Origin of the sequence: Streptomyces niphimycinicus (genome assembly GCF_018883605.1) — a bacterium.
Classification (GTDB): domain Bacteria; phylum Actinomycetota; class Actinomycetes; order Streptomycetales; family Streptomycetaceae; genus Streptomyces; species Streptomyces niphimycinicus.
Genome location: NZ_JAHLEM010000245.1, coordinates 1 through 26,929, shown reverse-complemented (window position 1 = coordinate 26,929; position 26,929 = coordinate 1). Strand labels below are relative to the sequence as shown.

At 71.4% G+C, this 26,929-nt stretch carries 23 protein-coding genes; 6 read left to right on the top strand and 17 right to left on the bottom strand.

Going from position 1 to position 26,929, the window contains the following annotated elements; all coding sequences use genetic code 11:
- The first annotated feature begins 237 nt into the window (after positions 1–237).
- The 3 genes from KN815_RS52245 to KN815_RS22380 all read left to right on the top strand — a co-directional run bounded on the left by KN815_RS52245 (position 238) and on the right by KN815_RS22380 (position 1,358).
- Entirely contained in the window at positions 238–327 is a 90-nt protein-coding gene (locus KN815_RS52245; RefSeq protein ID WP_309471148.1) for a putative leader peptide, read from the top strand.
- A 117-nt stretch (positions 328–444) separates the two neighbouring features.
- On the top strand, positions 445–966 hold the full coding sequence (locus KN815_RS22385; RefSeq protein WP_216343720.1) for a cupin domain-containing protein: 522 nt from the start codon (positions 445–447) through the stop codon (positions 964–966).
- On the top strand, positions 963–1,358 hold the full coding sequence (locus KN815_RS22380) for a rhodanese-like domain-containing protein (RefSeq protein WP_216343719.1): 396 nt from the start codon (positions 963–965) through the stop codon (positions 1,356–1,358). The genes KN815_RS22385 and KN815_RS22380 overlap by 4 nt, the downstream gene beginning before the upstream one ends.
- Positions 1,359–1,483: 125 nt before the next feature.
- On the opposite strand, the gene recX is transcribed toward KN815_RS22380, so the two are convergent.
- The 4 genes from recX to KN815_RS22360 all read right to left on the bottom strand — a co-directional run bounded on the left by recX (position 1,484) and on the right by KN815_RS22360 (position 4,852).
- On the bottom strand, positions 1,484–2,095 hold the full coding sequence (recX, locus tag KN815_RS22375) for a recombination regulator RecX (protein ID WP_216343718.1): 612 nt from the start codon (positions 2,093–2,095) through the stop codon (positions 1,484–1,486).
- Positions 2,096–2,098: 3 nt separating this feature from the next.
- Positions 2,099–3,235: a recombinase RecA gene (recA, locus tag KN815_RS22370; protein WP_216343717.1), complete on the bottom strand. Its 1,137-nt coding sequence runs from the start codon at positions 3,233–3,235 to the stop codon at positions 2,099–2,101.
- A 136-nt stretch (positions 3,236–3,371) separates the two neighbouring features.
- Complete coding sequence (locus KN815_RS22365; RefSeq protein ID WP_216343716.1) at positions 3,372–4,577, bottom strand: AI-2E family transporter; 1,206 nt, start codon at positions 4,575–4,577, stop codon at positions 3,372–3,374.
- A gap of 80 nt (positions 4,578–4,657) precedes the next feature.
- Positions 4,658–4,852, bottom strand: coding sequence for a DUF3046 domain-containing protein (locus KN815_RS22360; protein WP_216343715.1), 195 nt, complete (start codon positions 4,850–4,852; stop codon positions 4,658–4,660).
- 79 nt (positions 4,853–4,931) lie between these two features.
- Here KN815_RS22360 and KN815_RS22355 point away from each other — a divergent pair, with 79 nt between their 5' ends.
- A complete protein-coding gene (locus tag KN815_RS22355) occupies positions 4,932–5,924 on the top strand; it encodes a hypothetical protein (RefSeq protein ID WP_216343714.1) in 993 nt (330 codons plus the stop codon).
- 19 nt (positions 5,925–5,943) lie between these two features.
- Here KN815_RS22355 and KN815_RS22350 read toward each other — a convergent pair whose 3' ends face one another.
- From KN815_RS22350 to KN815_RS22340, 3 genes are read right to left on the bottom strand one after another with little or no spacing between them, the layout of a single operon-like run.
- Positions 5,944–6,246 (bottom strand): AzlD domain-containing protein, encoded by a 303-nt coding sequence (locus KN815_RS22350; protein ID WP_216343713.1) that lies wholly within the window; start codon positions 6,244–6,246, stop codon positions 5,944–5,946.
- On the bottom strand, positions 6,243–6,956 hold the full coding sequence (locus KN815_RS22345; RefSeq protein ID WP_216343712.1) for an AzlC family ABC transporter permease: 714 nt from the start codon (positions 6,954–6,956) through the stop codon (positions 6,243–6,245). Before KN815_RS22345 ends, KN815_RS22350 begins: the two co-directional genes overlap by 4 nt.
- Before the next feature lie 28 nt (positions 6,957–6,984).
- Entirely contained in the window at positions 6,985–7,836 is an 852-nt protein-coding gene (locus KN815_RS22340) for an AraC family transcriptional regulator (RefSeq protein WP_216343711.1), read from the bottom strand.
- Between the two features lie 81 nt (positions 7,837–7,917).
- Between KN815_RS22340 and KN815_RS22335 the strand changes: the two genes are divergently transcribed.
- Together KN815_RS22335 and KN815_RS22330 are read left to right on the top strand one after the other, a co-directional pair.
- A complete protein-coding gene (locus tag KN815_RS22335; protein ID WP_216343710.1) occupies positions 7,918–12,633 on the top strand; it encodes an ATP-dependent helicase in 4,716 nt (1,571 codons plus the stop codon).
- A 124-nt stretch (positions 12,634–12,757) separates the two neighbouring features.
- Positions 12,758–13,564 carry an Fpg/Nei family DNA glycosylase gene (locus KN815_RS22330; RefSeq protein ID WP_216343709.1) on the top strand — a complete coding sequence of 269 codons (807 nt, stop codon included), beginning with the start codon at positions 12,758–12,760 and terminating at the stop codon, positions 13,562–13,564.
- Here the strand turns inward: KN815_RS22330 and KN815_RS22325 are convergent.
- The 10 genes from KN815_RS22325 to KN815_RS22280 all read right to left on the bottom strand — a co-directional run.
- Entirely contained in the window at positions 13,498–13,797 is a 300-nt protein-coding gene (locus tag KN815_RS22325) for a hypothetical protein (protein WP_216343708.1), read from the bottom strand. The two genes, KN815_RS22330 and KN815_RS22325, sit on opposite strands and share 67 nt — an antisense overlap.
- Positions 13,798–14,136: 339 nt before the next feature.
- A complete protein-coding gene (locus tag KN815_RS22320; RefSeq protein ID WP_216343707.1) occupies positions 14,137–14,619 on the bottom strand; it encodes a Dps family protein in 483 nt (160 codons plus the stop codon).
- Between the two features lie 139 nt (positions 14,620–14,758).
- Positions 14,759–15,145 (bottom strand): helix-turn-helix domain-containing protein, encoded by a 387-nt coding sequence (locus KN815_RS22315; RefSeq protein WP_014055327.1) that lies wholly within the window; start codon positions 15,143–15,145, stop codon positions 14,759–14,761.
- 109 nt (positions 15,146–15,254) lie between these two features.
- Positions 15,255–15,773, bottom strand: coding sequence for a CinA family protein (locus KN815_RS22310; RefSeq protein WP_216343706.1), 519 nt, complete (start codon positions 15,771–15,773; stop codon positions 15,255–15,257).
- Positions 15,770–16,402 (bottom strand): CDP-diacylglycerol--glycerol-3-phosphate 3-phosphatidyltransferase, encoded by a 633-nt coding sequence (gene pgsA / locus KN815_RS22305; protein ID WP_216343705.1) that lies wholly within the window; start codon positions 16,400–16,402, stop codon positions 15,770–15,772. The genes KN815_RS22310 and pgsA overlap by 4 nt, the downstream gene beginning before the upstream one ends.
- The gene (rimO, locus tag KN815_RS22300; protein WP_119991701.1) at positions 16,399–17,895 is read right to left on the bottom strand and encodes a 30S ribosomal protein S12 methylthiotransferase RimO; all 1,497 of its coding nucleotides are present in this window, start codon (positions 17,893–17,895) and stop codon (positions 16,399–16,401) included. Before rimO ends, pgsA begins: the two co-directional genes overlap by 4 nt.
- Before the next feature lie 63 nt (positions 17,896–17,958).
- Entirely contained in the window at positions 17,959–18,789 is an 831-nt protein-coding gene (locus KN815_RS22295; RefSeq protein ID WP_216343704.1) for a helix-turn-helix domain-containing protein, read from the bottom strand.
- Between the two features lie 189 nt (positions 18,790–18,978).
- Positions 18,979–21,801 (bottom strand): DNA translocase FtsK, encoded by a 2,823-nt coding sequence (locus KN815_RS22290; protein WP_216343703.1) that lies wholly within the window; start codon positions 21,799–21,801, stop codon positions 18,979–18,981.
- A gap of 176 nt (positions 21,802–21,977) precedes the next feature.
- The gene (locus KN815_RS22285) at positions 21,978–22,655 is read right to left on the bottom strand and encodes a response regulator (protein WP_216343702.1); all 678 of its coding nucleotides are present in this window, start codon (positions 22,653–22,655) and stop codon (positions 21,978–21,980) included.
- A gap of 274 nt (positions 22,656–22,929) precedes the next feature.
- A partial coding sequence (locus KN815_RS22280; RefSeq protein ID WP_216343701.1) for a HAMP domain-containing hybrid sensor histidine kinase/response regulator occupies positions 22,930–26,929 on the bottom strand: 4,000 nt, incomplete at its 5' end.

The following is a 26,929-nucleotide window of genomic DNA, read 5'->3' as shown; positions in this document are numbered from 1 at the left end:
AGCGCGCGGCGGTAGCGCGGGCTCGAACACCGAGACCGCGCCGGGGTCGCGCCCGGGCGTGCGGCGGTTTCCGCGCGCCCGGCCCGCGTCCGGGCGTACGGCCCGCATCCGGGCGTACGGTCCGCGTCCGGACGTGCGGTCGGCGTCCGGGCGTACGGTGCGTGTCAGGGCGTGCGTGGTCCGGGCGCGAGCCGGTGAGGTTGACCTTCCTTTCCGGCACATGATTCACTTCGCAGCGTGACTGACACCTGCTTGCCTCGCTTCTGGCGGAGGGTCCATCTGGACCTGGTCCGCTACGCGGGCTGTGTCTGTCGTCCGTCCTGTTGATCCGCCTTTCTTTCCCGCGCGGTGCGGCCGCGCCCCTTTCGCGATCACTCAGGACGGTTCTCTGTGCCCGACGTACGCACTTCCACCTCCGGTCCCGTGCGCCCCTCCACGGACGTCATCACGGACCCGGCATCCGGCCCGGCCGCTCCGCCCAGCGCAACGGAGCTGCTCGACTTCGCCCGCCGCACCGCCGCCGACGCCGAACTCGTCGCCTCGCTTCCGCTCGACCCGGAGGGCCGCACCTGGCTGCGCCTCGACGGGCCCGGCGGCAGCGAAGCCTGGCTGATCGGCTGGCCTCCGGGCACCGGCACCGGCTGGCACGACCACGGCGGCTCCCATGGCGCCTTCGTCGCGGCGGCGGGTGAGCTCAACGAGCAGTCACTCACCGCGCGCCTCCCAACCGAGGGCTGGAAGACCCTTGAGCTGGCCGACGATGTGGACCGTGAGCGGCGGTTGCCCGCCGGGCAGGGCCGGGCCTTCGGACCGCATCATGTGCATGAGGTGATCAATCCGTCCGATACCGAGCATGCGGTGTCGGTGCACGCCTACTATCCGCCGCTGCCGCTCATGCGGCGCTACAGCCGCACCGGTCACACGCTGCGGCTGGAGCAGGTCGAGCGGCCCGAGGAGTGGGGATGAACGCGATGGGCACGACCAAGCGGAGCGTGGACGAGCTGCTGGCCGAGGCCCGCGAGGGGCTCGACCGGCTGGAGCCGCTCGATGCCGCGGCGGCGCAGGTTCAGGGCGCGCTGCTGGTGGACATACGGTACGCGGCGCTGCGGGAGCGCGACGGCACCATCCCGGGGGCGCTGATCGTCGAGCGGAACGAGCTGGAGTGGCGGCTCGACCCGCAGTGCGACCACCGGCTGCCGGAGGCAACCCATCACGATCTGCGGGTCGTGGTGGTGTGCAACGAGGGCTACGCGTCCAGCTTCGCCGCGGTCTCGCTGCGTCAACTGGGCCTGGAGCGGGCGACCGATCTCATCGGCGGCTTCCAGGCGTGGCGCGCGGCGGGCCTCCCGGTGCACTAGCGCCACCGGGCTCGGGTGCACGGCCGGGACATCGCTCTTTCTCGGTAACCGGCTTCGCCGGATTGACCCGAGCCCCGTCACAGCCCCTCCCCGTCACAGCCCCTCCGCGACGGAGCCGCTGGGGCTCAGAGGTCAGGGATGTGATGCTCCAGGAGCTCCGGGTCCTCTCCCTCCTCCTCCAGCGCACGCCGCACCACCCGCAGCGCCAGCCCCTCGGAGTAACCCTTGCGGGCCAGCATCCCGGCGAGACGGCGGATCCGCTTCTCCCGGTCGAGGCCACGGGTGGCCCTCAGCTTGCGCTCGACCAGCTCCTGCGCCGTGCGCTCCTCCTGATCGGCGTCGAGCTGTCCCACGGCTTCGTCGATCAGGGCGGAGTCCACGCCCTTGGTACGCAGCTCACGGGCGAGCGCCCGCCGGGCGAGCCCCCGGCTGTGGTGCCGGGACTCCACCCATGCCTCGGCAAACGCCGCGTCGTCGATCAGGCCGACGCCCTCGAACCGGGAGAGCACCTCCTGCGCCGCATCATCGGGGATGCCCCGGGTGCGCAGCGCGTCCGCGAGCTGCTTACGAGTGCGCGGGGTCCCGGTGAGCAGGCGCAGGCAGATCGCCCGCGCCTGCTCCTCCGGGCCGTGCGGCGGCCCCTGCTCGGCCCTCGACAAGGAGGGAGCGCCGCTGTCCGGACGGTCCGGGCGCTCCGGACGGCCCGAGCCCTCCGGCCATTCGGTCCGCCGTGTCATGGATCAGCTCTTGGCCGCGGCGGTCTTGGCCGCCTTCGCCCCGGTCTTGGCCGCCGGGGCGGCCACGGCCTTCGCCGGTGCGGCGTCGGTCACGCCCGCGGCACCAGCCGCGTCCCCGGTGGGTGCCGCCGCCGGATCCTGGGGCCTGACTCCGATGCCGAGCTTTTCCTTGATCTTCCGCTCGATCTCATTGGCGAGATCGGGGTTGTCCTTCAGGAAGTTGCGGGCGTTCTCCTTGCCCTGACCGAGCTGGTCGCCCTCGTAGGTGTACCAGGCACCGGACTTGCGGACGAAGCCGTGCTCGACGCCCATGTCGATCAGACCGCCCTCGCGGCTGATGCCCTGGCCGTAGAGGATGTCGAACTCGGCCTGCTTGAAGGGCGGCGCGACCTTGTTCTTGACGACCTTGACGCGAGTGCGGTTGCCGACCGCGTCGGTGCCGTCCTTGAGGGTCTCGATGCGGCGGATGTCGATGCGCACCGATGCGTAGAACTTGAGCGCCCGGCCACCGGTCGTGGTCTCCGGGGAGCCGAACATCACGCCGATCTTCTCGCGGAGCTGGTTGATGAAGATCGCGGTGGTCTTGGACTGGTTGAGCGCGCTGGTGATCTTACGGAGCGCCTGGCTCATCAGCCGGGCCTGGAGGCCGACGTGGGAGTCGCCCATCTCGCCCTCGATCTCCGCGCGCGGCACCAGGGCGGCGACGGAGTCGATGACGATGAGGTCGAGGGCGCCGGAGCGGACCAGCATGTCCACGATCTCGAGCGCCTGCTCGCCGTTGTCCGGCTGGGACAGGATCAGGGAGTCGGTGTCCACGCCCAGCTTCTGCGCGTAGTCCGGGTCGAGGGCGTGCTCGGCGTCCACGAAGGCGACGGTGCCGCCGGCCCGTTGGGCATTGGCCACCGCGTGCAGGGTCAGGGTCGTCTTACCGGAGGACTCAGGGCCGTAGACCTCGACCACCCGGCCGCGCGGCAGACCTCCGACACCGAGGGCGACATCGAGAGCGGTCGACCCGGTGGGGATGACCTCGACCGGCTCGTTTGGCCGATCGCCCATGCGCATCACGGCGCCCTTGCCGAATTGCCGTTCAATCTGTGCGAGCGCGGCGTCGAGCGCCTTCTCGCGGTCGGTTCCTGCCATGGGTCCCACCCGGTTTGCTTGAGTCGATCGCTTCACGTCCATGACGCTAGCGCCTGCCACTGACAAGCGACCCAGACGTCCTCGGCCTGTGGATAACCTGCCGGACCCCCATAAGAATGGATGTTCGATTTTTGTGTCAACTACGCCGCACCAGCGCGGCGCGCATCCGCGCGAGGGCCGACATGCCGCGCCGCCGCGCGCGCCCGTGCACCCGCAGATCGTCGGTCACGTCATAGCGCTTGATGTACGCGCCGAGGAACGCCTGGAGCGTCGCGGTCGCCGGAATCGCGATCAGCGCGCCCACCGCGCCCAGCAGCGCGGTGCCGGCTATCACCGATCCGAAGGAGACGGCCGGGTGGATGTCCACCGTCCTGGCGGTGATCCTCGGCTGGAGCAGATAGTTCTCGAACTGCTGGTAGATCACGACGAAGACCAGGACCCACAGCGCGTACCAGGGGTCGACGGTGAACGCGATCAGCATCGGCAGGGCCCCGGCCAGATAGGTGCCGATGGTCGGGATGAACTGCGAGATCAGTCCCACCCAGACGGCGAGCGCCGGGGCGTAGGGCACGCCCAGGGCCTCCAGCAGGATGTAGTGGGCGATACCGGAGATCAGCGCCATCAGCCCGCGGGAGTAGATGTAGCCGCCGGTCTTGGCGACCGCGATCTCCCAGGCGCGCAACACCTCGACCTGCCGGGTCGGCGGCAGCACCGAGCACAGGGCGCGGCGCAGCCGGGGCCCGTCGGCGGCGAAGTAGAAGGCGAACAGGACCACCGTCAGCGTCTTGAACAACCCGCCGAGCACCTGTGCGGAGACGTCCAGCACATTGTCGGCGCTGTTCTTGACGTAGCTCTGGAGCCAGTCGGAGTGCACCAGGCTGTCCTGGATCTCCAGCCGCGACAGATGGGTGTGGAACGTGTCGTTGATCCACCTGACGACATTGTCGAGGTACTGCGGGAAGTCCTGGACCATGGTGATGATCTGGTCGGCGAGCATCGAGCCGAGCAGGGTGAAGAAGCCCGCGGTGCCGATGAGGATGGCGAGAAAGACCAGCCCCGTGGCCAGCCCTCGGCGCATGCCGCGGGCGGCCATCCGGTCCACGGCCGGTTCGATCGCGAGCGCCAGGAAGAACGCGATCAGGATGTTCAGCAGCAGTCCGGTGAGCTGATCGAAGGCCCAGGTCGCAAGGCGGTAACAGGCCACCAGCGCGAGTGCGAGCACCATGGCGCGCGGCAGCCAGCGCGGCATGCGCGCGTCGGGTCGCGGGGAATCCGAGGAGGCCCGAGCGGCGCTCGGGGTGTCGTCGGCGTCGGAGGGGAGGGTCTCTTCGGTCGGGGCCACGGAGCAAGTGTGGCGTACACCTGACGAAGAAATCCGGCCACCCCGGGAAGCCGGTGCACCCGGAGCGGCCGGAGGGCCGCTCAGCGCCTGCTCTCGGGGATCTCCATCGCGGCGCAGACCGCGCGCCAGACGTCCTTGGCCTCCCAGCCGTCCGTCAGCGCCTCGTGCACCGTCCGGCCGCCGAGTTGCGACATCACATGATCGCGCGCGAAGGAGTCGGCGTACGTCTCGCCGAAGTGATCCGCCATTCGCTGCCAGAAGTCCGTCAACCGCATGTGACCAGTATCGCGCTCCCGGGGGTGCACCCAGGCGTGAGCCCCCTACCGACCGTGTCCCGCGGCCTACGGTCTGTCCATGGATCGATCCGCAAGCCTCCCCTCCTCGCCCGCCCTGCCCACTCCCGGGTCCGCCGAGCCGGCGCAGCCGGCCGAGTCCTCCGCGCTCGCCCGCGCCGAGCGGTTCGTCTGGCTGACCGCCCGGGTGCTGGAGCAGCGCAGATTCGCGTATCACTTCCTGGGCGGCGGCGCCGAGGCGGTCGAGACCGCGCTGGCCGCGTATCTGGGGACCGACGGGGGCTACGGCCATGCGCTGGAGCCGGATCTGCGCGGCCCGGTGAGCCAGCCGCTGCATGTCGTGCACGCCTTACGGGTGCTCGATGGGATCGGGCGCTGCGGCGGGCAGCGGGTGGAGCGCCTGTGCCGCTATCTGACGTCCGTGTCCACCCCGGACGGCGCGCTGCCCGTCTGCCACCCCTCGCTGCGCGGCTATCCGGCGGCCCCCTGGGTCCCGTCGGGGGACGATCCGCGCAGTGATCTGCTGACCACCGGGCCGGTGGTGGGGCTGCTGCACCGTAACGAGGTGTGGCATGCGTGGCTCTTCCGGGCCACGGACTTCTGCTGGGCGGCAGTCGCCGCCCTGGGGGAGAGCGGCGCGACGACGCGTCCGTACGAGGTCGCGGCGGCCGTCACCTTCCTCGACGGGGCGCCGGACCGGGCACGCGCCGAGGCGGCGGCCGAGCGGCTCGGCCGCCGGGTGCGGGAGGAGCGGCTGATCGTGCCGCCGGCCGCCCCCGAGCGCGCCGAGGACCGCCCCGTGCCGCAGGGGCAGTGCCCCGGTGAGCCCCTCCAGGTGCACGACATCGCCCGTACGCCCGGCTCGCTGGCACGCCGCTGGTTCACCGACGCCGAGCTGGAGCGGTCCCTGGACGTGCTCGTGGCCGCGCAGCAGGAGGACGGCGGCTGGCCGCCGCACCGGCGCCCATGGGCGCCTGGGGCCTCGCTGGAGTGGCGGTCGGTGGCGACCGTCGAGGCGCTGCTGACGCTGCGGGCCTATGGACGGCGGATCTGAGCGCGGGCGTCCGCGGCGGTCACAGGGCCCGGACACCGGCCGTGACGACGACGGCCACGGCGACCACCACCAGGAAGGGGGCGCGGAGCACCAGCGCGAGCGCCGCCGCCCCCACCCCGGCCGCCCTCGCGTCCAGGAGGAGGTGCTGCCCGTCGCTGAAGGTCTGCTGGGCGGTGAGGGCGGCGAGCAGGGCCACGGGCAGCAGCGCGGCCAGCCGCCTGACGAGCGGGCGTTCCAGGACCCCGGCGGGCACCGAGAGGCCCAGCAGCTTGACGAGATAGCAGCCCACCGCGGTGGCGCCGATGGCGATCCAGATGGTCATCGGCGCTCACCGGGCTCCGTGCCGCGCGACATCCGCCCGTGCACCGTAAGGACGACGGGGGCGGCGAGTGCCGCCACCAGGACCGGGACCCCGGCGGGCAGCACCGGCTGACACAGGAGCACCAGCAGGACGCCGAGACCGGCCACCGCACGCTCGACGGTGCCGCTGAGCATGGGGGCCAGCAGGGCGAGGAAGACGGCGGGCCCGGCGGCGTCCAGGCCCCAGGCGTCGGTGTCGCCGAGCGCGGACGCACCCAGGGCGCCGATCAGCGTGGTGAGGTTCCACAGGACGTACAGCGTCAGCCCGGTGATGGTGAACCCGAGACGCGCGGTGCGCCGGTCGGGCTGGGCGAGGGTGACGGCGGAGGTCTCGTCGATGACCCAGTGGGCGGCCAGGGGGCGCACCGCGCGCGGCAGCCCGAGGAGTCCGGACAGCCGCAGCCCGTAGAAGGCGTTGCGCACTCCGAGGAAGAACGCCCCGGCGGCGGCGGTGAACGGATTGCCGCCCGCTGCCAGCGCGCCCACGAGGGCGAACTGCGACGCCCCGGTGAAGACGAGCAGGCTGAGCGCACAGGTCTGGAGCAGGCCGAGCCCGGCGCCCGCCGACGTCACCCCGAAGGCGAAACCGGAGAGCCCCACGGCGACACCGACGCCCAGGGCGTCGCGGACAACGGCCGAGTCCGCCGGAGGTGCGGCGGAATCGGTTCGCATCTCTATCTGTTCTGACACACCGCGCACATTAGGAGAGCGCTTCGGATCCGGTCTTGTACGTTCTTGCGCGCTCCCGCCGGTAGGCGCCCGGTGGCACCCCCACGTTGCGGGTGAAGTGACGGTTCAGATGGGACTGGTCGGTGAAGCCGACGGCGACGGCCGCCTCGGCGGGCGCGGTCCCGGCGTCCAGCAGCAGCCGGGCCCGGCGGACCCGGGCGTCGGTGAGCCAGGTGTGCGGCGGCATCCCGTAGGCGGCGCGGAAGGCGCGCAGCAGGGCGAAGGGACCGGTTTCCAGCTCGGCCGCCAGCCGTTCCAGGGACGGCGGGTCGGCCATGCGCTCCTGGAGGATCGCGCGGGCGCGCGCCGCCCTTCGCGCACCCGCGGTCCGCGCCGCGCGCTCGGGGAGCGGGCCGCCATGGTCGCGCAGCAGCCGGGCAAGGGCGATGCGCAGCAGGCTGTCGGCGGCCAGCGCGTTGCCCTCCTCGGCGGCCCGGTGCACCGCGGTGACCAGCCGCGCGCCCTGGGGGTCGTCGACGGAGGGGACCCGGAATCCGGCCGTACCGCGGAGCGTGGTCGTCTCGGCGGCGACACCGGCGACCAGGTCCGCGGCCGGGTACAGCACGCTGTACGCCCACCCCTCGGGCGCCCCGGCCCGCCCGGTGTGCGGTACCTCCGGGTTGATGAGCGCGACCCCGCCGGGCCCGGTGCGCTCGACTGCGCCGCGGTGGTGGAACTCCTCGACGCCCTCGGTGATCGCGGCGATCACGAAGGACTCATGGGTGTGCCATACGAAGGTCTTGTGGATATAGCGGGCCCGCAGCAGATCGACGCCCGGAAGCTGGGGGTACCGCCAGTGCCGCGCGCTCTCCCGGTTTCCCATGGCACCATTGTGCGCCCCGCCCTGGCCCCCGCTGACCTGCGACTCCGTCCATTGTCAGTGGTCCGGTGCACGATGGAGGGCATGGCAGGCTCGGCGCTCGACGCATTCTCCCCGGCCACCCGCGGATGGTTCACGGGCGCCTTCACCGCGCCCACGCCCGCGCAGGAGGGTGCGTGGCGGGCGATCGGCGAGGGCTCGGACGTCCTGGTCGTCGCCCCCACCGGCTCGGGCAAGACCCTGGCCGCCTTCCTGGCGGCGCTCGACAGGCTGGCCGGTGAGCCGCCGCCCGCCGAGGCGAAGAAGCGCTGCCGGGTGCTGTATGTCTCCCCGCTGAAGGCCCTGGCGGTGGATGTCGAGCGCAATCTCCGCAGCCCGCTGACCGGTATCCGCCAGGAGGCGGTGCGGCTGGGCAGACCCGAGCCACAGATCCGGGTGGGCACCCGCTCGGGCGACACCCCGGCCGCCGAGCGCCGCGCGCTGGCCACCCGCCCGCCGGACATCCTCATCACCACCCCCGAGTCGCTGTTCCTGATGCTCACCTCCGCCACCCGGGAGGCGCTGCGCGGGGTGGAGACCGTGATCCTGGACGAGGTCCACGCCGTCGCGGGGACGAAGCGGGGCGCCCATCTCGCGCTCTCCCTGGAGCGCCTCGACGAGCTGCTCGACCGCCCCGCCCGGCGCATCGGCCTGTCCGCGACCGTGCGGCCGGTGGACGAGGTGGCGCGGTTCCTGTCGCCGCGGCGCAAGGTGGAGATCGTCCAGCCGCCGTCGGGCAAGGAGTTCGACCTGTCGGTGGTCGTGCCGGTGGAGGATCTGGGCGAGTTGGGCGGCTCCCCCGCCCAGGAGGGCGAGGCGGGCGAGCGGCCGTCGATCTGGCCCCATGTGGAGGAGCGGATCACCGATCTCGTCCAGGCCCATCGCTCCACCATCGTCTTCGCCAACTCCCGCCGGCTGGCCGAGCGACTGTGCAACCGGCTGAACGAGATCGCCTACGAGCGGGCCACCGGTGAGGCCCTGCCCGAGGACCACTCCCCCGCCGAGCTGATGGCCGAGGCCGGTGCGGCCCGCGGCGCGCCCCCGCTGCTGGCCCGCGCGCACCACGGCTCGGTCTCCAAGGAGCAGCGGGCGCTGGTCGAGGAGGACCTCAAGGCCGGCCGGCTGCCCGCCGTCGTCGCCACCTCAAGCCTGGAGCTCGGCATCGACATGGGCGCGGTCGACCTGGTCGTCCAGGTCGAGTCACCGCCCTCGGTGGCCTCCGGTCTGCAACGGGTGGGCCGGGCCGGCCACCAGGTGGGCGCGGTCTCCACCGGCGTCGTCTTCCCGAAGTACCGCGGGGATCTGGTGCAGGCCGCGGTGGTCACCGAGCGGATGCGCGAGGGGGCCATCGAATCGCTGCGGGTGCCCGCCAACCCGCTGGACGTGCTCGCCCAGCAGCTCATCGCCATCACCGCCATGGACACCTGGGACGTGGACGAGCTCCTGGCCCTGATCCGCCGCGCCGCGCCGTTCGCCGCGCTCCCGGAGTCGGCGTACACCTCGGTCCTCGACATGCTCGCGGGCCGCTATCCCTCCGACGTCTTCGCGGAGCTGCGGCCGCGCCTGGTGTGGGACCGCGTGGCCCATACGGTCACCGGCCGCCCCGGGGCGCAGCGGCTCGCGGTGACCTCCGGCGGCACCATCCCCGACCGGGGCCTGTTCGGCGTCTTCCTGGCGGGCGCGGACCCGAAGAAGGGCGGCGGCAGGGTCGGGGAGCTGGACGAGGAGATGGTCTACGAGTCGCGGGTGGGCGATGTGTTCACCCTGGGCACCACCTCATGGCGGATCGAGGACATCACCCGCGACCGGGTCCTGGTCACCCCCGCCCCCGGCGTCCCCGGCCGGCTGCCCTTCTGGAAGGGCGACCAGCTCGGCCGGCCTCTGGAGCTGGGCCGCGCCCTGGGCGCGTTCCTGCGCGAGGTGGGCGCGTTGAAGCCCGAGGACGCCCGTCTGCGGCTGCTGGCCGCCGGTCTGGACGCCTGGGCCGCCGAGAACGTCATCGGGTATCTGGACGAGCAGCGCCGCGCCTGCGGGCATGTGCCGGACGACCGCACGATCGTGGTGGAGCGGTTCCGCGATGAGCTGGGCGACTGGCGGGTGGTGGTCCACTCCCCCTTCGGCGCGCAGGTCCACGCCCCCTGGGCGCTCGCCCTGGGCTCCCGCCTGTCCGAGCGGTACGGCATCGACGCCCAGGTCATGCACGCCGACGACGGCATCGTGCTGCGGCTGCCCGACGCCGATCTGATGGGTCTCGACCTCCTCGACGCCGACCCGATGCGCCAGGGCACGGAGTACGACACCGATCAGTCCCCGGTGGGCGCGGCCGATGTCGCCTTCGACAAGGGCGAGATCAACCAGATCGTCACCGACCAGGTCGGCGGCTCTGCGCTGTTCGCCTCCCGGTTCCGCGAATGCGCCGCCCGCGCGCTGCTGCTGCCCCGCCGCGACCCCGGCAAGCGCACCCCGCTGTGGCAGCAGCGCCAGCGCGCCGCGCAGCTCCTCCAGGTGGCGAGCGAGTTCGGCTCCTTCCCGATCGTCCTCGAAGCCGTCCGCGAATGCCTCCAGGACGTCTTCGACGTCCCCGGTCTCACCGAGCTGATGGGCGATATCGAGGCCCGCCGGGTCCGGCTGGTGGAGGTGACCACCCCCGAGCCGTCCCCCTTCGCCCGCTCGCTGCTCTTCGGCTATGTGGCGCAGTTCCTCTACGAGGGCGACTCCCCGCTCGCCGAGCGCCGCGCAGCCGCCCTCTCCCTCGACGCGCGGCTGCTGGGCGAGCTCCTGGGCCAGGCCGAGCTGCGCGAGCTGCTCGACGCCGACGTCCTGGCCGAGCTGGAGCACGAGCTTCAGTGGCTCACCGAGGACCGCCGGATCAAGGACGCCGAGGGCGTCGCCGACGTCCTGCGGCTGCTCGGCCCGCTCACCGCCGCCCAGTTGGCCGAGCGCGGTGCCGAGCCCGGATGGGCCGAGGATCTGGCCGGGGCCCGGCGCGCCATCCGGGTCCGGATCGCGGGCGAGGACCACTGGGCCGCGGTGGAGGACGCGGGACGGCTGCGGGACGCACTCGGTACGGCCCTGCCGGTCGGCGTCCCCGAGGCATTCACCGAACCGGTCAAGGACCCCCTGGGCGATCTGCTGGCCCGCTATGCCCGCACCCACGGCCCGTTCACCTCGGCGCAGGCCGCCGCCCGCTTCGGCCTCGGCGTGGCCGTCACGGAGGGCGCCCTGCACCGCCTGGCCGCCGACGGCCGCCTCGTCCAGGGCGAGTTCCGCCCACCCGTCACCCACCACCACCCTTCTGACGATGCGCTTCGCGCGACCTCTTTCCTGGAGGTGGGCCAGGAATGGTGCGACGCCACCGTGCTGCGCAGGCTGCGCCGCCGCTCCCTGGCCGCGCTGCGCCATGAGCTGGAGCCCGTGCCGCCCTCGGCGCTCGCCGCGTTTCTCCCGCAGTGGCAGCATCTGGGCACCCATAGCCTGCGCGGTATCGACGGGCTGGTGCGCGCGATCGAGCAGCTCCAGGGGGCGCCCGTGCCCGCCTCCGCCCTGGAGAAGCTGGTCCTGCCGTCCCGGGTGAGCGACTACGCGCCGACGATGCTCGACGAGCTCGCCGCCTCCGGGGAGGTCGTCTGGGCCGGGGCGGGAGCGCTGCCGGGGAAGGACGGCTGGGTCACCCTGCACCTGGCCGACACCGCCCCGCTGCTGCTCCACACCCCGCACCCCCTTGAGGCGGGCCCCCTCCACCAGGCCGTCCTCGACTCCCTGGCCGGGGGGTACGGGCTGTTCTTCCGCCAGATCGCCGAGCAGGCCCGCGCCGCCGGGCACGAGTTCCAGGACCCCCAGCTCGCCGAGGCCCTGTGGGACCTGGTCTGGTCCGGCCGGGTCACCGGCGACACCCTGGCCCCGCTGCGCTCCCTGCTGGGCTCGGGTCGTACGGCGGGCTCCACCGCCCATCGCGCCAAGCGCGCGGTCCCCCGGGGGCGCTACGGCGGCCTTACGGGCCGCACCGGCCGGCCCACGGCATCCCGTAACGGCCCGCCCACCGTCGCCGGGCGCTGGTCCCTGCTGCCGGAGCGCGAGCCCGAGCCCACCCACCGCGCCCACGCCCTGGCCCGCACCCTGCTCGACCGGCACGGCGTGGTCACCCGCGGGGCGGTCGCCGCCGAGGGGGTCGAGGGCGGCTTCTCCGCCGCCTACCGGGTGCTGTCCGCCTTCGAGGAGACCGGCCAGGCGCGCCGGGGCTATGTGGTCGAGGGTCTCGGCGCCGCCCAGTTCGCGATGGACGGCGCGGTGGACCGGCTGCGCGCCGTCAGCACGGCCCGCGACCGCACGGCGGCCCCCGCCTTCGACGGACAGCGGGGGCAGTCCCGGCGCGCCTTCGTGCTCGCCTCGGCCGACCCCGCCAATGCCTATGGCGCCGCGCTTCCCTGGCCCGATCCGCCCGCGGACGCGGGCCACCGGCCGGGCCGTAAGGCGGGGGCGATGGTGGTGCTCGTCGACGGAGAGCTGGCGCTCCACATGGAGCGGGGCGGCAAGACCCTGCTCGCCTGGCCCTCGGGCGAGGCCGAGGCCGCCTCCCCCGAGGACGACGCCCGGCTGTGGACGGCGGTGGAGTCGCTGGCCGAGTCCGCCCGCGCGGGTGCGCTCGGCTCCGTCACCGTCGAGCGCGTCAATGGCGTCCAGGCGCTCTCGTCCCCGATCGGCAGACTCCTGGAATCGGCGGGCTTCCACCCCACCCCGCGGGGCTTCCGGCTGCGCCCCTGACCAGCAAGCGAGGCCCTCGGCACCATGGAGCGCCCCTCGTGGCGCCCTTGATCAGGCGGGGGCTCCGCACCGGACGGAGACGGAGCGCTCCCACCTGCCCGCGCCCACCGGCATCATGGATGCCATGCCCGAAGGAGACACCGTCTGGCAGACCGCACAGCGCCTTCACCAGGCCCTCGCCGGTTCTCCGCTCATCCGCAGTGACCTGCGCGTCCCCCGCCTGGCGACCGCCGACCTCACCGGCCGCCGGGTCCTCGAGGTCGTCCCGCGCGGCAAGCATCTGCTGACCCGAATCGAGGGCGGGCTGACCCTCCACTCCCATCTGCGGATGGACGGATCCTGGCAGGTATACGGGCCGGGCGAGCGATGGCGTGGCGGCCCGCACCACCAGATCCGGGCCATCCTGGCCACCGCCGCCCATACCGCCGTCGGCTACCGCCTCCCCGTCCTCGAACTGCTCGGCACCGGCGACGAGGACAAGGTCGTCGGCCATCTCGGCCCCGATCTCCTCGGCCCCGACTGGGATCCGGACGAGGCGCTGCGCCGACTGCTCGCCGATCCGTCCCGGCCTCTGGGCGAAGCGCTGCTGGACCAGCGGAACCTCGCCGGGATCGGCAATGTCTACAAGTCGGAGCTGTGCTTCGTACTGCGTGTCTCGCCCTGGTTGCCGATCGGCGAGGTGTCCTCCCCCGAGCGCCTGGTCGTTCAAGCCAAGAAGCTGCTGGAGGCCAACAGGAACCGGCGCGCCCGGGTCACCACGGCCGAGCCACGCCCCGACCGCCGGCTGTGGGTATACGGGCGCCCGGGGCGGCCCTGTCTGCGCTGCGGTACGCCGGTGCGCGCCGCCGACCAGGGCCGTGCGGGTCAGGAGCGCTCGACCTTCTGGTGCCCGAGCTGCCAGGCGGGACCGCAGGGGCCCGCCCCGTCCTGACGCGGAGGGCCTCCCCCGCGGGCACCGCCCCTTCTGGGCGAGGGACCGCAGTGCACCGGCAGCAGGCTCAGCCCCCAGCCGCCGACCGCTAACGCCCCCTCCACCGGCCCGGCCTCTCCCGGCTGTATCGCCAGCCGCAGCACGGACCACCACCAGACTCCGCCCAGAGCGAGCGCGAGCACCCAGCGGACCGGCCTGAGGCCCTGGGCGTCGGCCCCTCCGACGGCTGCCATGACTGCCTCCTTCGGCGACGCTAGACGCCTGTTCGCATACGGCGGGAGGGCGCACAGGAAGCACGTCGGCGCGTGTCGGACACTCGCGATCCCCCCAGTGTGCCCAGCCGGGCCAAACTGCGCACCCAGAGCGGGCCGTCGAGCCGAAACACCAGGTCGCAGGGGGCGGAAAAGAAAATCGCCCGGCGCCGGGACGGACCGACCACCACAATCGCCCGCTCCGATGCCGGGCTGCCGCCCACCCCGGCACCCGGTCGGCCTCAGCACGGCCGAGGCCCGGCTCAGCGCATCGAAGCCCCAACCGGCGCCTCAGGCCCGCCCGAGGCCCGGCTCAGCGCCTCAGGCTCGATGGCCGCCGTTCTCGGCCTGGAACATCCAGTGGTGCTTCTCCAGGTCACGGGTGACCTCGATGAGAATGTCCTGGGTCACCGGGTCCGGTTCGTCGGTCGCGCGGATCCGCTCCCGCATCCGCGCGATCACCGCTCCAAGGGCGTCCACGAGCGTGCGGATGGCCTGGGTGTCATCGGTCCAGCCGTCCTTGACCGTGTCGACACCGCTGGTCGCGGCGACCGTCTGAGCCCGTCCGTCCGGCGCCACCCCGAGCGCCGAGGCCCGCTCCGCCACCGTGTCGGCATGATCCCTGGTCGTCGCCACGACCTCGTCGAGCTGCAAATGGATCGTGCGGAATCGCGGGCCCACGACCGTCCAGTGGATCTGCTTGCCCACCAGGTGGAGGTCGACCAGATCGACGAGGGCGCCTTGCAGCGCGTCAGCGACGACCTTGAGGTGTTCCTCCGGCAGTGGGCTCCTCACCACAGACATCCGGTTCCTCCTGTTCGACCGTTTGGCCCCTCTTGATTACTTCTCCTCATGTGGGGTGACCCGAATCCGGCCGGACAAACATCCAGGCCCCGGCCGGTATGGCTACCGGCCGGGGCCTCGAAGAACTCTGGTCAGGCCCTCAGGCCGCCACCACGTCCACGGCTTCCTTGGGGGACTTGATGGTCACCCGCTCCTCCGGAACGCCCGTCACGGACGTCACAGAGACGGGATTGAGCACGGGCCGCATGGGCGCCGGGACCTTCTCGGTGGTGGACGCGGCCGACTCGGCCAGTTCGGCGAGCGACAGCTCGTCGCTGACCTCACGCATGACCTGCGACATCCGCACCTCAAGGGCGTCGCAGATCGCCGACAGCAGCTCGGACGAGGCTTCCTTCTGGCCGCGCTCGACCTCTGACAGATAGCCGAGCGACACCCGGGCGGAGGAGGAAACCTCGCGCAGAGTACGGCCCTGGCGCTGGCGCTGCCGGCGCAGCACGTCACCCAGCAGGCGACGGAGCAGAATCATCGCTGGCTCCCTCCTCGGACCTCGGATCCGGATCCTTCACGCCCCACCGTACCGCCTCGGGCTGCGCCCGTGCGGGGAGCGATGTCGTGTTCACTCAGGGCTGCAAACATCAAAACTCGTCGTGTTGTTCCGTATCCTTTGCCCCTGCTGTCGCGATCAATTCGCTGAACAGCAGCTTGACTGTGGCGCGGACGGTCTGCCCGCGAATTCCGGCACGGTCTCCTTCGAGCCGCAGCGCCGCCGCGGCCACCGCTTCCGAGGGCCCCGCGACCGCCACATGAACGGTGCCCACGGGCTGGCCGTCCTGCGGTGTGGGACCGGCCACACCGGTGGTGGCCACGCCCCAGTCCGTGCCCAGCGCACGCCGTACGCCGCGGGCCATCTGCCGGGCCACCTCGGCGTCGACCGCGCCGCGCTCGGCCAGCAGTGCCCCGTCCACGCCCAGCAGCTCGTGCTTGAGGTCGGTGGCGTACGCCGTCACCGAGCCGCGGAAGGAACGGGAAGCGCCGTCCACAGCGGTCAGCTCGGCCGCCACCAGCCCGCCGGTGAGCGATTCGGCGACGGCCAGGGTCTGCCCGCGCCGCTCCAGCAGCGCCAGCACCTCGGCCGCCGTCCCGTCGCCGCTCAACTCGTGGCCTCCTCCGCCGCCCGGCCCGCCCGGCGCAGCACGACCGCCTGCCGGACGTAGTCGAGGCCGGTGACCACCGTAAGGATCACGGCCACGGCCATCACCCAGAACCGCAGCGTGGCCAGCGGCCCGGTGAGCGCCAGGATGTACATCCCGACGGCGGTGCCCTGCGCGAGCGTCTTCAGCTTTCCGCCCCGGCTGGCCGGAATGACCCCGATCCGGATCACCCAGAACCTCATCAGTGTGATTCCGATCTCACGGAAGAGGATCACCCCCGTCACCCACCAGGGAAGGTCGGACAGGGCCGACAGACAGATCAGCGCCGCGCCCATGATCGCCTTGTCCGCGATCGGGTCGGCGATCTTCCCGAAGTCGGTGACCAGGTTGTACCGGCGGGCCAGATGGCCGTCGAAGAGATCGGTGATCATGGCGATGGCGAACGCCGCCCACGCGACGGCGCGCCAGGCCGGGTCGTACCCACCATTGTGCAGCATCAACAACACAAACCCGGGCACCAGGAGCAGCCGCACCATGGTGAGGATATTGGCGATGTTCCACAAACCGGCGGGCCCGACAGCGGCCGCCGGGCGGCGGTGACCTCCCGCGGCGGAGGCCGGGACACCCGTCATCTGTCCGCCTTCCCGGTGGGCTCTCCGCCACCCTGCCGCTCCAGCGGCTCAAGCGGCTCCGCGACGAGGTCCACTCCCTCCGTCGCGATCACCTTCGCTTCGACCATACGGCCCACCTCCGGCTCCCCGTCGGTGCTGAGCAGCGTCTGGCCATCGGTCTCCGGCGCCTGGTGGGCGCCACGGCCCAGGACTGCCCCGGTGTCGTCGATCTCCTCCACCAGCACCTCGACGACCTCGCCGAGCCGCTCCTCCGCCCGCTGGGCGGTCAGCTCCTCCGCGAGCCGGGAGACGCGCTCCAGGCGCTCGGCGACCACCTCGGGGTCGACCTTGTTCTCATAACCGGCCGCTTCGGTGCCGTCCTCGTCCGAGTACCCGAAGACGCCGATCGCGTCCAACCGTGCCTCACTGAGGAAGCGCTCCAGCTCCGCCAGGTCGTCCTCGGTCTCGCCGGGGAAGCCGACGATGAAGTTCGACCGGGCGCCGGCCTGCGGCGCCTTGCCTCTGATGGTCTCGAGCAGCTCCAGGAACCGGTCGGTGTCGCCGAAGCGGCGCATGGCGCGCAGCACCCCGGGCGCCGAGTGCTGGAAGGACAGATCGAAGTACGGCGCGACCTTCTCGGTCGAGGTGAGCACGTCGATCAGCCCGGGGCGCATCTCGGCGGGCTGTAGATAGCTGACCCGGATCCGCTCGATGCCGTCCACCGCGGCCAGCTCCGGCAGCAGCGTCTCCAGCAGCCGGATGTCCCCGAGGTCCTTGCCGTACGAGGTGTTGTTCTCGGAGACCAGCATGATCTCCTTCACCCCCTGCTCGGCCAGCCAGCGGGTCTCGCCCAGCACATCGGAGGGGCGGCGCGAGATGAAGGAGCCGCGGAAGGACGGGATGGCGCAGAACGAGCAGCGCCGGTCGCAGCCGGAGGCCAGCTTCACCGAGGCCACCGGGCTGCTGTCCAGTCTGCGGCGCAGCGGGGCCCGCGGCCCGGAGGCCGGGGCCACCCCCTCCGGCAGATCCTCGGGCGCGGTGTCCTGGGCGTGGCCGGGCAGTGCCACCGAGGCGGCGTCCTGCCGCTCGGCCGGGCTGATCGGCAGCAGCTTGCGGCGGTCGCGAGGGGTGTGGGAGGCGTGGACGCCACCGGCGAGGATGGTCCGCAGGCGGTCGGAGATATCGGCGTAGTCGTCGAAGCCGAGCACCCCGTCGGCCTCGGGCAGCGCCTCCGCCAGCTCCTTGCCGTACCGCTCGGCCATGCAGCCGACGGCCACCACGGCCTGGGTGCGGCCGTGGTCCTTCAGATCGTTCGCCTCCAGCAGGGCGTCGACCGAGTCCTTCTTGGCGGCCTCCACGAAGCCACAGGTGTTGACGACGGCGACGTCCGCCTCGGTGGCTTCCTCGACGAGCTCCCAGCCGTCCGCCGCCAAGCGGCCTGCGAGCTCCTCCGAGTCCACCTCGTTACGGGCGCAGCCAAGGGTGACAAGGGCGACGGTGCGGCGTTCGGGCATGGGGTCAGACTACTTCGTCCCCACGACAGCCTCCGCTGGCAGGGCTCCCGATCTTGCCGCGGCTCAGCCGGCTTCGGGGTCTCCCTTGGTGTAGCTCAGCCGCTGGACGGCCCCGCTGGTGCCCACGTTCTTCACTTCCTTGCCGTTCACGAACAGCTTGATCGCCCCGGCGTTGCCCAGCACCAGGTCGATGCGCCTGCTGTCGCTGAAGGTCTTGGAGTCGCCCTCGCGCAGCACGCCCTCCTCGATCAGCCGGCCGTTGTGATCCTGGGCGGAGATCCAGCTCTGGCCGTCCTCGGCGGTCAGCTTGACGGTGACCTTGTCCGCCGGGACGCCCGCGATGGCGCTGTCGGACGGGTCGGGCTTGTGCGGGGCGGCGGGCTTGGAGGGGGCGGCGCTGTTGGTGGGCGCGGAGGCGCTGGGCTTGGGCGAGCCGGCGTCCTCGGCGACCGTCGAGCCGTCTCCGTTGCCGCCCCTGAAAAGAGTGAAGCCCACGAACCCGACGACGGCGACGATCGCCGCGACCATCGCGGCCGTCCAGTTGGGGCGCCGAGGATCGGGGCGGATCCGCTCGGCCTCGAACATCGGCGCCGGCGCGGTCGGCGCCGGCCGGCCGCCGTGTTCGGCGTCGAACTGTGCGATCAGGGACTCCGGATCGCAGCCCACGGCGCGCGCGAGCACACGGATGTGCCCGCGGGCGTAGACATCGCCGCCACAGCGCGAGAAGTCGTCCTGCTCGATGCCCCGCACGATGGGGGTGCGCACCCGGGTGGCGGAACTGACCTCGTCGACGGTCAGCCCCGCGGAGATACGGGCCTGCTGGAGGGCGCGACCGATGGAAACCCGGTCGTCTTCGGGGGAGTTGCCGTCTTCGGGAAGGTTGCCGATGGACACGGGGGCGCCTTTCGAGCGTGAGCCACCTGCTGGAGGTTCAGTCTAGGGGTGGGGCGAAAGGGTCGGGCAAGCGGGAGGACGGAGTTTGTCCGCCATCGGGATTGCCGTTCGATCACGATTCTGGGGTCTCACTCCGCCACCTCCCTCAACTTGACGTTTCGGTAGGGGAAACGGTTGCCCGCCAAACCCTTATGAGTGAGCCTTACCGCGGATCACGTCGAGCACGCCATCCAATTCATCCGGCTTGACGAGCACATCGCGCGCCTTGGATCCCTCGCTCGGACCGACGACGCCCCGCGACTCCATGAGATCCATCAGCCGCCCCGCCTTGGCGAAACCCACCCGCAGCTTGCGCTGCAACATCGACGTCGAGCCGAACTGGGTGGAAACCACCAGCTCAGCGGCCTGGCAGAGCAGATCGAGATCATCGCCGATCTCCTCGTCGATCTCCTTCTTCTTCGCCGACCCGACCGTCACGTCCTCGCGGAAGACCGGCGCCATCTGCGCCTTGCAGTGCGCGACGACCGCCTCGACCTCGGCCTCGGTGACATAGGCGCCCTGCATCCGGGTGGGTTTGTTCGCGCCCATCGGCAGAAAGAGGCCATCGCCCTTGCCGATCAGCTTCTCGGCGCCGGGTTGGTCCAGGATGACGCGGCTGTCGGCCAGCGAGGAGGTGGCGAAGGCGAGCCGTGAGGGCACATTGGCCTTGATCAGACCCGTGACGACGTCCACCGAGGGCCGCTGGGTGGCCAGCACCAGGTGGATACCGGCCGCTCGCGCGAGCTGCGTGATCCGCACGATCGAGTCCTCGACATCCCGCGGTGCGACCATCATCAAATCGGCCAGCTCGTCGACGATCACCAGCAGATACGGATACGGCTTGAGCTCCCGCTCGCTCCCCTCGGGCTGCTTCACCTTGCCCTTGCGGACCGCCGCGTTGAAGTCGTCGATATGGCGGAAGCCGTACGCCGCGAGGTCGTCATAGCGAAGATCCATCTCGCGGACGACCCACTGGAGCGCCTCGGCGGCGCGCTTGGGGTTGGTGATGATCGGTGTGATCAGATGCGGAATGCCCTCGTAGGCGGTCAGCTCCACGCGCTTGGGGTCCACCAGCACCATCCGCACATCGTCCGGCGTGGCACGGACCATCACCGACGTGATCAGGCAGTTGATGCAGGACGACTTGCCGGAACCGGTCGCGCCCGCCACCAGCACATGCGGCATGCTGGCCAGATTGGCCGCCACATAGCCGCCCTCGACGTCCTTGCCCAGCCCGACGAGCATCGGATGGTCGTCGCCGACGGAATCCGCCGAGCGCAGCACATCGCCCAGGTTGACCATCTCGCGGTCGCTGTTGGGGATTTCGATGCCGACCGCCGACTTGCCGGGGATCGGGCTGATGATCCGCACATCGGGGCTGGCGACCGCGTAGGCGATGTTCTTGGTCAGCGCGGTGATCCGCTCGACCTTGACCGCCGGGCCCAGTTCCACCACATAGCGGGTGACCGTCGGGCCGCGGGTGAAGCCGGTGACGGCGGCGTCCACCTTGAACTCCGTGAACACCTTCGTCAGCGAGTCCACGACCGCGTCGTTGGCCGCGCTGCGCGTCTTGCCGGGCCCGCCGCGCTCCAGCAGCTCGAGCGAGGGCAGCGAGTAGGTGATGTCGCCGGAGAGCTGGAGCTGCTCGGCGCGCGGCGGCAGCGGTTCGCTCGTCTCGGTCGCGGGCCGGGTGAGGTCGGGGACCCGGGCCGGGTCCGCCTCGCCGGCTCCCTCCGTACGGCCCTTACCGTCCGCCGCCTTGCCCCTGGCGCCGCTCTTCCCGGACTCCTTGTCGGCGTCGCGCGCGACCGGCACCCCGCCGCTCGCGGCCCCGTCCTCACGCTCGCCCGAAAGCCCGCTGCTGAGCCCGGCCACGAGCGGCGAGGGCTGCACACCGTGCAGCACGGCCCCGTCCAGCGAGGCGGCGGCCGCGGCCGCCACGTCCACGGCGTCCATGGGCCGGTCGAGCGGCGGTTGGACGGACGACGAGCGGCGCGAGCGCCGGCGCTTGCGCAGCGCCTCCTCCTCGGCCCGCTCCGGGGCTCCCGCACCGTCCGGGTCCTCTTTGGCGAGCGAGGTCCTGCGAGCCCGTCTGGCGGGCGTCTCGCGCCATTCGTCGGCGTACTCCCCCGTGTCGTACCCGGCCTCCGATGCGTACGCGTCCCCCTCGTCCCGCACCAGGCCGAGCCGGACGCCAAGCTGCCGCAGCCGCTGCGGAATGGCGGCGACCGGCGTCGCGGTGACCACCAGCAGTCCGAAGACGGTGAGCAGCACCAGCAGCGGTACGGCCAGCACGTCGCCCATCAGGTAGATCAGCGGCCGGGACACCGCCCAGCCGATCAGGCCGCCCGCGTCCTGTATCGCCTCGGTGCCCTGGCCGCGCCCCGGGGCGCCGCAGGCGATGTGGACCTGCCCCAGGACACCGATGACGAGCGCCGAGAGCCCGATGACGATCCGGCCGTTGGCCTCCGGCCGCTCCGGGTGGAGGATCAGCCGGGCGGCGATGGTGCCCAGCAGTATCGGCACCACCAGGTCGAGGCGGCCGAAGGCGCCGGTGACCAGCATCTCGACCAGACTGCCTACCGGCCCGTCCAGGCTGGACCAGGTGCCCGCCGCGACGATCAGGGCGAGGGCGAGCAGCAGCAGGGCGCTGCCGTCCTTACGGTGGGCGGGGTCGAGTCCCTTGGCGCCGCGTCCTATGCCGCGGAACATCGCCGCGACGGCGCGCGCCATGCCCATCCACACGGCGCGCACGGCGCGGTACACGCCGCTGGTGGGATTCGGTGCGGGAGGGGGTGCCGCCTTCTTCGCCGCGGCCTTCTTCGCGGGCGCGGCGGACTTCTTGGCGGGTGCCTTCTTCGCGGGCGCCTTCTTGGCGGCCGTCTTCTTCGCGGCGCCTCCGGACTGCCCGGCGCGCTTCTTCGAGGTGCCCGCGGTGCTTTGGGAACCCTTGCCGGACGTACGAGAGGCCATGGGGGCGAGATTACCCGCGTCCGCCGTACGGAGCACGCATGGCGGGGGTATCAGGCGCCCCGGACGTCACACCGGTGCCGCTGCACCGTCGGGGCGGTGAGGCGACCGTGACGGCGCGTCAAAGTGCGGGTGACCGGTCGGCGATGACCGACCGACGGTGACGGTGGGGCGACCGCTCAGTTCTGCGAGGGGACCTGGCCGGCCCCGCTGCCCGCCCCCGGCTCCAGCGCGTCCAGCGCCCGCCGCAGACCGGTCAGCTTGCGCTCCAGATGGGCCGCGGTGGCCACGGCGGCCGCATCGGCCGACTCGTCAAGCTGCTTGGAGAGCGCCTCGGCCTGCTCCTCGACGGCGGCGAGCCGCGCGGACAGCTCCGCGAGCAGCCCCGCCGACTCCTTGGCCTCACCGGCGGCGGGGTGACCGCCCTCCAACTGCAACCGCAGCAGCGATGCCTGCTCCCGCAGTTGGCAGTTCTTCATGTACAGATCCACGAAGACCGAGACCTTGGCTCTGAGCACCCAGGGGTCGAAGGGTTTGGAGATGTAGTCCACCGCGCCGGCCGCATAGCCCCGGAAGGTGTGGTGCGGGCCGTGGTTGATCGCGGTGAGGAAAATGATCGGGATGTCGCGGGTCCGCTCCCGGCGCTTGATGTGCGCCGCGGTCTCGAACCCGTCCATGCCCGGCATCTGGACGTCCAGCAGAATCACCGCGAAGTCGTCCGTCAACAGCGCCTTGAGCGCTTCCTCCCCTGACGATGCCCGCACCAGGGTCTGATCGAGCGCGGAGAGAATGGCCTCCAGCGCCAGCAGATTCTCCGGCCGGTCATCGACCAGGAGGATCTTGGCCTTCTGCACCATGCCCCGTCCTCCTCGTCCCGGCTTGGGGTCTCCCCAGCTCGAAGAGCTGGGGGAAGCACCGGGCGCCGCCCCAGGGGACGACTCCCTTGCGCCGCCCGTCCTTGTGCCGGTCATGGTAGCCGCACCCCGCTGTTCGCCACACCCTGTCACCGCGATGTCACTGTGCACGTAGCAGAAACGCGGCGGGAGACCAGAAGGTTCCCCGAATACCGCGTTCCCACACGTGTTCGGCGACACTCAGTCAACACCACGGCCGCCCCGGGCGTGCCGCGGGTCACTCAGTCGACATCCAGTGCTCCATCACTGTAAGGAGATGATCGGTGTCGACCGGCTTGGTGACGTAGTCCGACGCGCCCGCTTCGATGCTCTTCTCCCGGTCGCCCTTCATCGCCTTCGCGGTGAGGGCGATGATCGGCAGCCCGGCGAACTGGGGCATCCTGCGGATCGCGGCCGTCGTAGCGTAGCCGTCCATCTCCGGCATCATGATGTCCATCAGGACGAGCACGACGTCGTCGTGCTGCTCCAGGACCTCGATGCCCTCCCGGCCGTTCTCCGCGTACAGGACCTGTAGCCCGTGCTGCTCCAGCACGCTGGTCAGCGCGAAGACATTACGGATGTCGTCGTCGACGATCAGCACCTTCTCGCCGTGGAAGCCGCTCACCGGCTCCGGCACCACCAGGTCCTGGCCGCCCAGCAGCCATGGCTCGGGGGCCTGCGGCTGCCGTCCCGGGCGGCGGGCGGACGAGCGGGCGCTCAGCTCCGCCTGCGGCGGCGCCTGCTCCTCATCCGCCCGCGACGCCTCCTGCTCGGCCCGCTGGCGCCGCCGGAACAGCCCGGAGCCGCCTCGGCCGCGCGCCGCCGAGGAAGCGCCGGAGACGTCCTGTGCGCCCTCCCGCTCCGCGACGGCCCCGTCCTCCGCGCTCTCCTGCACGCCGCTGGGGAGCGCCGCGAGCGCCAGCGGGCCCGGCCCCGAGCTGCTCGGGGCGAGCTGCGGGTAGCCCTGCGGCGGCAGCTCGCTGGGGTGCAGCGGCAGATAGAGCGTGAAGGTCGAGCCGCGGCCCGGTTCGCTGGCCGCGTGGATCTCGCCGCCGAGCAGCCGGGCGATCTCCCGGCTGATGGACAGGCCGAGCCCGGTGCCGCCGTACTTCCGGCTGGTGGTGCCGTCGGCCTGCTTGAACGCCTCGAAGATCACTCGCATCTTGCTGGCCGCGATGCCGATACCGGTGTCGGTGACCGAGAAGGCGATCATGTCGGAGTCCGCGTCGCGCAGGGCACCGTGCTCCAGCAACTGCTCCCGGATGGCGTGCGGCACATCCGCGCCCGCCGGCCGGATGACCAGCTCCACGGCGCCGCTGTCGGTGAACTTCACCGCGTTGGACAGCAGGTTGCGCAGCACCTGGAGCAGCCGCTGCTCGTCGGTGTGCAGCGTCGCCGGAAGCTCCGGTGACACCCTTACGGAGAAGTCCAGGCCCTTCTCCGCGGTCAGCGGCCGGAAGGTGGCCTCCACATAGTCGACGAGCTGGACCAGGGCGATACGGGTCGGGCTGACGTCCATCTTGCCCGCCTCGACCTTCGACAGGTCCAGGATGTCGTTGATGAGCTGGAGCAGGTCCGAGCCCGCGCCGTGGATGGTCTCGGCGAACTCCACCTGCTTCGGCGAGAGATTGCCGTCGGCGTTGTCGGCGAGCAGCTTGGCGAGGATCAGCAGCGAGTTGAGCGGTGTGCGCAGCTCATGCGACATGTTCGCCAGGAACTCGCTCTTGTAGCGCATCGAGACCGCGAGCTGCTCGGCGCGCTCCTCGAGCACCTGCCGGGCTTCCTCGATCTCGGTGTTCTTGACCTCGATGTCGCGGTTCTGGCGGGCCAGCCGCTCGGACTTCTCCTCCAGCTCCGCGTTGGACGCCTGAAGGGCCTTCTGCCGGTTCTCCAGCTCCGCCGACCGCTCGCGAAGCTGCTCGGTCAGCTCCTGCGACTGCTTCAGCAGCACCTCGGTCTTGGTGTTGACGCTGATGGTGTTGACGCTGGTGCCGATCATCTCGGCGATCTGGTTGAGGAAGTCCTTCTGGATCTGGGCGAAGGGCTGGAACGAGGCCAGCTCGATCACGCCCAGCAACTGACCCTCGAAGAGCACCGGCAACACGATCACATGGGCCGGAGCCGCCTCGCCGAGCCCCGAGGCGATCTTGAGATAGCCCGGTGGCACGTTCTCCACCAGGATCGGGCGCTTCTCCTCGGCCACCGTCCCGATCAGCGTCTCACCGGCCTTGAAGCGCGTGGGCATCGAGCCGAGGGTGTAGCCGTAGGAACCCACCAGCAGCAGTTCGTAGCCGTCGTCGGAGGTGCTGTCCGCGACCACCTCGGTGCCCTCACCCGGCGGTACGGCCAGGAAGAACGCGCCGTGCTGGGCGGAGACCACCGGGGTCAGCTCGCTCATGATCAGCCGGGCGACGTCCTCCAGGTCGCGCCGTCCCTGCATGAGACCGGAGATCCGGGCGAGGTTGCCCTTGAGCCAGTCCTGCTCCTTGTTGGCGAGCGTCGTCTCGCGCAGGTTGGCGATCATGGTGTTGATGTGGTCCTGGAGGACCTGGATCTCGCCCGAGGCGTCCACATCGATCTTGAGGTTGAGATCGCCGCGGGTCACCGCGGTGGCGACCTCGGCGATGGCGCGCACCTGACGGGTCAGGTTGCCGGCCATCTCGTTCACCGACTCGGTCAGGTCCTTCCAGGTGCCGGCCACGTCCCGCACCCGCGCCTGGCCGCCCAACTGCCCCTCGGTGCCCACCTCGCGGGCCACCCGGGTCACCTGGTCGGCGAACGACGAGAGCTGGTCCACCATCGTGTTGATGGTCGTCTTCAGCTCGAGGATCTCGCCACGCGCCTCGATGTCGATCTTCTTGGTCAGATCACCCTGGGCGATGGCCGTGGTGACCATGGCGATGTTGCGGACCTGTCCGGTCAGGTTGGACGCCATCGAGTTCACGGACTCGGTGAGGTCCTTCCACGTACCCGAGACGCCGGGCACCCGCGCCTGGCCGCCCAGGATGCCGTCCGTGCCCACCTCGCGGGCCACCCGGGTGACCTCGTCGGCGAACGAGGACAGCGTCGTCACCATCGTGTTGACGGTGTCGGCCAGCGCCGCGACCTCGCCGCGCGCCTCGACCGTCACCTTCTTCGTCAGATCGCCGTTGGCGACCGCGGCCGAGACCTGAGAGATGTTCCGCACCTGAATGGTCAGGTTGTTGGCCATCAGGTTGACGTTGTTGCTCAGGTCCTTCCAGATACCGGTCACGCCCGGAACCCGCGCCTGACCGCCCAACTGCCCCTCGGTGCCCACCTCACGGGCCACCCGGGTCACCTGCTCGGCGAACGAGGAGAGCTGATCCACCATCGTGTTCACGGTGGTGACCAGCTCCAGGATCTCGCCCTTGGCATCGACGGTGATCTTCTTCGACAGATCGCCCTTGGCGACCGCCGTCGTCACCTCCGCGATCGAACGCACCTGGGACGTCAGGTTGTTGGCCATGCTGTTGACGGACTGGGTGAGGTCCTTCCACGTCCCGGAGACGCCCTGCACCTCGGCCTGACCGCCCAACTGGCCCTCGGTGCCCACCTCGCGGGCGACCCTGGTGACCTCCTCCGCGAAGGACGAGAGCTGGTCGACCATCGTGTTCAGGGTGTTCTTGAGCTCCAGGATCTCGCCGCGCGCATCGACATCGATCTTCTGGGAGAGGTCACCGCGCGCGACCGCCGTGGCGACCTGCGCGATATTCCGCACCTGGGCGGTCAGATTGCCCGCCATACCGTTCACCGAGTCGGTCAGATCGCGCCACACACCCGCCACACCGGGCACCTGCGCCTGACCGCCCAGCCGGCCGTCCGTACCCACCTCACGGGCGACCCGGGTCACCTGCTCGGCGAAGGCGGAGAGCTGGTCGACCATCGTATTGATGGTGTTCTTGAGCTCCAGGATCTCGCCGCGCGCGTCCACCTCGATCTTCTGCGACAGATCGCCGCGCGCGACCGCCGTCGTCACCTGGGCGATACCGCGCACCTGCGCGGTCAGGTTCCCCGCCATGGAGTTGACGGAGTCGGTCAGGTCCTTCCAGACGCCGCTGACCCCGTCCACCCGGGCCTGACCGCCCAGCCGGCCCTCGGTGCCCACGTCCCGCGCCATCCTGGTGACCTGGTCGGCGAACGAGGAAAGCTGGTCCACCATGGTGTTCACGGTGTTCTTCAGCTTGAGCATCTCACCGGAGACATCGACGGTGACCTTC